5 protein-coding genes are annotated in these 3,047 nt (G+C 67.3%); 1 reads left to right on the top strand and 4 read right to left on the bottom strand.

Translation table 11 applies throughout. The features are described from left to right. The 4 genes from G3N93_RS36935 to G3N93_RS36920 all read right to left on the bottom strand — a co-directional run. Positions 1-852 (bottom strand): NAD(P)H-dependent glycerol-3-phosphate dehydrogenase (locus tag G3N93_RS36935; protein ID WP_206135235.1); only part of this gene is annotated, 852 nt, incomplete at its 3' end. A 28-nt stretch (positions 853-880) separates the two neighbouring features. Next, complete coding sequence (secB, locus tag G3N93_RS36930) at positions 881-1,363, bottom strand: protein-export chaperone SecB (protein ID WP_011353285.1); 483 nt, start codon at positions 1,361-1,363, stop codon at positions 881-883. 107 nt (positions 1,364-1,470) lie between these two features. Next, on the bottom strand, positions 1,471-1,731 hold the full coding sequence (gene grxC, locus G3N93_RS36925; RefSeq protein ID WP_039346228.1) for a glutaredoxin 3: 261 nt from the start codon (positions 1,729-1,731) through the stop codon (positions 1,471-1,473). After that, positions 1,728-2,150: a rhodanese-like domain-containing protein gene (locus tag G3N93_RS36920; RefSeq protein ID WP_011353287.1), complete on the bottom strand. Its 423-nt coding sequence runs from the start codon at positions 2,148-2,150 to the stop codon at positions 1,728-1,730. The genes grxC and G3N93_RS36920 overlap by 4 nt, the downstream gene beginning before the upstream one ends. 135 nt (positions 2,151-2,285) lie before the next feature. Here G3N93_RS36920 and gpmA point away from each other — a divergent pair, with 135 nt between their 5' ends. Next, positions 2,286-3,032, top strand: coding sequence for a 2,3-diphosphoglycerate-dependent phosphoglycerate mutase (gpmA, locus tag G3N93_RS36915; protein ID WP_027789056.1), 747 nt, complete (start codon positions 2,286-2,288; stop codon positions 3,030-3,032). The last annotated feature ends 15 nt before the right edge of the window (positions 3,033-3,047 follow it).

The following is a 3,047-nucleotide window of genomic DNA, read 5'->3' as shown; positions in this document are numbered from 1 at the left end:
CACGCCTTCGGCCACGTGGCCGAGCGCGCCGAGGATGTCGTTCAGCGTGCGGCCGGCCGCCAGTTGCAGGCCGACCGTGCGATTGCGCGACAGGTCGCCCGTGGCGGTGAGGATCAGGTCGCCCAGGCCCGTGAGGCCCGTGAAGGTTTCCGCACGGCCGCCGAGCGCGACGCCGAGGCGCGACATTTCAGCGAGGCCGCGCGTAATCAGCGCGGCGCGCGCGTTCAGCCCGAGACCGAGGCCGTCGGCGATGCCGGTCGCGATCGCGAGCACGTTCTTCACCGCGCCGCCGACCTCGACGCCGACCACGTCGTCGCCCGTATAGATCCGCATCGCGCCGTGATGGAACGCGGCGAGCGTGCGCTCGCGGCATTCGGCGGACGTGCTCGCCACCGTCAGCGCGACGGGCAGCGACTGCCCGACTTCGCGGGCGAAGCTCGGCCCCGACAGCACGCCGTTGCTGTGCTGTTCGGGCAACTCGGCCGCGATCACCTGATGCGGCAGCAGATGCGTGTCGGCCTCGAAGCCCTTGCAGACCCAGACGACATGCGCGGGCACGCAGCCTGCGTCGCGCATCGCGTGACACAGCGTGCGCAGCCCGGCCACGGGCGCGGCGATCACGCACAGTGCGTCGTCCGCGGCGCCATGCGCGAGCGCGGCGCCGAGATCGGCGTCGTAGCGCAATGCGTCAGGCAGCGCGATGCCGTCCAGATAGCGGGAATTTTCGTGCCGGGCCTGCAGCCCGGCGATGAGCGCGGCGTCGCGCGCCCACAGAAGCGTATCGTGCCGCGCGGCCAGATGGCCCGCGAGCGCGGTGCCCCAGGCACCGGCGCCGAGAACGGCTACTTTCATACCCAGCACCGGTCCTCCGAGTAAAACGTCAGTTCAGCGTCGTGCCGTTCGGTGCGCCTGCTGCGGCACCGGCCTGCTGCTGAAGCTGCGCGAGGCGCTGTTCGTACAGTGCCTGGAAGTTGATTTCCGCCAGGTGGATCGGCGGGAAGCCCGCGCGCGTGATCGCGTCGGCGATGTTCGAACGCAGGTACGGGAACAGGATCGTCGGGCAAGCGATGCCGACGAGCGGGTCGAGCTGTTCGTCCGGAATGTTGCGGATGTCGAAAATGCCGGCCTGCTTCGCTTCGATCAGGAACGCGACCTTGTCCTTCACCTTCGCGGTGACGGTGCCCGACACGACGACTTCGAACACGCTTTCCGCGAGGCGGTCGGCCTTGACGTCGACTTCGACTTCAACCGACGGCATGTCCTGCTCGAGGAAGATCGCCGGCGAATTCGGCTGCTCGAGCGACATATCCTTCAGGTAGACGCGCTGGATGTTGAAGAACGGTTGGTTTTCGACGTCGGACATGGTGTATCCCTAAAAGTGGTGACGGGGCGGCCCGGCTTCTCGCCGGCCGCCACGGATGAATCCTGCGCGCCCAAGCCGCGGCGCGGCCGGCGGCCATTCTGCCCTAATCAGGCCGCTTGCAGAAGCGGTACGAGCCCGCCTTCGCGGTCGAGCTTCGACAGATCGTCGTAACCGCCGACGTGCGTGTCGCCGATATAGATCTGCGGCACCGTGCGGCGCCCCGTGCGCGTCATCATTTCGTCGCGGCGGGCCGGATCGCGGTCGATCAGCACCTTCTCGATCTGCTCGACACCGCGCAGCTTCAGCAGGCGCTCGGCCTGGATGCAATACGGACACACCTGCGTGCTGTACATCAAAACCTTGTTCACTTCGCCACTCCTTGTTTGACGACCGGCATCCCGGCCTGCTGCCAGGCGGCCACACCGCCCTCGAGCACGTGCACCTCGGCGTAGCCCGCCGCCTCGACCTCGCGCGCCGCCTTCTGCGACTGCTGGCCGTTCTGGCAGACGAGCAGCACCGGAGTGCTCTTGTTCTTCGCGACTTGCGCGATCTTCGTGCCGATCTCGCCCGCCGCCACCTGACGTGCCGACGGCAGGTGGCCGGCAGCGAAATCGGACGCGGCGCGCACGTCGATCACGACCGCGTTGCGGCGATTGATGAGTTGCGTCGCCTCTGCGGCGGACAGGCCGCCACGGCCGCGGCGCAGCGCGGGCCAGGCCAGCAGGCCGCCGGATACCACCAGGATCGCGATAAGGGCCAGGTTGGTGTAATCGGTAAAGAACGTCACGGAATTCCGCCGGAAAAAGAGAAATCGGATGAGGACAATCCCGCCATTATAAAATAACCGTCTTGCGCGATGGCGGGCCCGGGTCGGGTCCTGCGCGACGCGCCACAGCTTCCTTCACTACCGACCGCAAGATCCATGTACAAACTCGTTCTCATCCGCCACGGCGAATCGACGTGGAACAAGGAAAACCGCTTCACCGGCTGGGTCGACGTCGACCTGACCGAACAGGGTCGCAACGAGGCCTATCAGGCCGGCGAATTGCTCAAGGAGGCCGGCTACACGTTCGACATCGCGTACACGTCGGTGCTCAAGCGCGCGATCCGCACGCTGTGGCACGTGCAGGACAAGATGGACCTCATGTACCTGCCGGTCGTCCATTCGTGGCGCCTGAACGAGCGCCACTACGGCGCGCTGTCGGGCCTGAACAAGGCCGAAACGGCCGCGAAGTTCGGCGACGACCAGGTGCTCGTGTGGCGCCGCAGCTACGACACGCCGCCGCCCGCGCTCGAGCCGACCGACGAACGCGCGCCGTTCAACGACCCGCGCTATGCGAAGGTGCCGCGCGAGCAGCTGCCGCTCACCGAGTGCCTGAAGGACACGGTCGCGCGCGTACTGCCGCTGTGGAACGAGTCGATCGCCCCGGCGGTCCGCGCCGGCAAGCAGGTGCTGATCGCCGCGCACGGCAACTCGCTGCGCGCACTGATCAAGTACCTCGACGGCATCTCGGACAGCGACATCGTCGGCCTGAACATCCCGAACGGCGTGCCGCTCGTGTATGAACTCGACGAGAACCTGAAGCCGATCAAGCACTATTACCTCGGCGACCAGGACGCGATCGCGCAGGCGCAAGCCGCCGTCGCGAAGCAGGGCAAGGCGGGCTGACGCCCGTCGGCCGGG

This window comes from Burkholderia sp. Se-20378, from assembly GCF_017104665.1.
Taxonomy (GTDB): domain Bacteria; phylum Pseudomonadota; class Gammaproteobacteria; order Burkholderiales; family Burkholderiaceae; genus Burkholderia; species Burkholderia lata.
This window is presented reverse-complemented; position numbering and strand designations above follow the sequence as displayed.

Coding starts and splice junctions, on each gene's coding strand:
- gpmA (WP_027789056.1), top strand. CDS start 2,286: ATGTACAAACTCGTTCTCATCCGCCACGGCGAATCGACGTGGAACAAG.
- secB (WP_011353285.1), bottom strand. CDS start 1,363: ATGTCCGACGTCGAAAACCAACCGTTCTTCAACATCCAGCGCGTCTAC.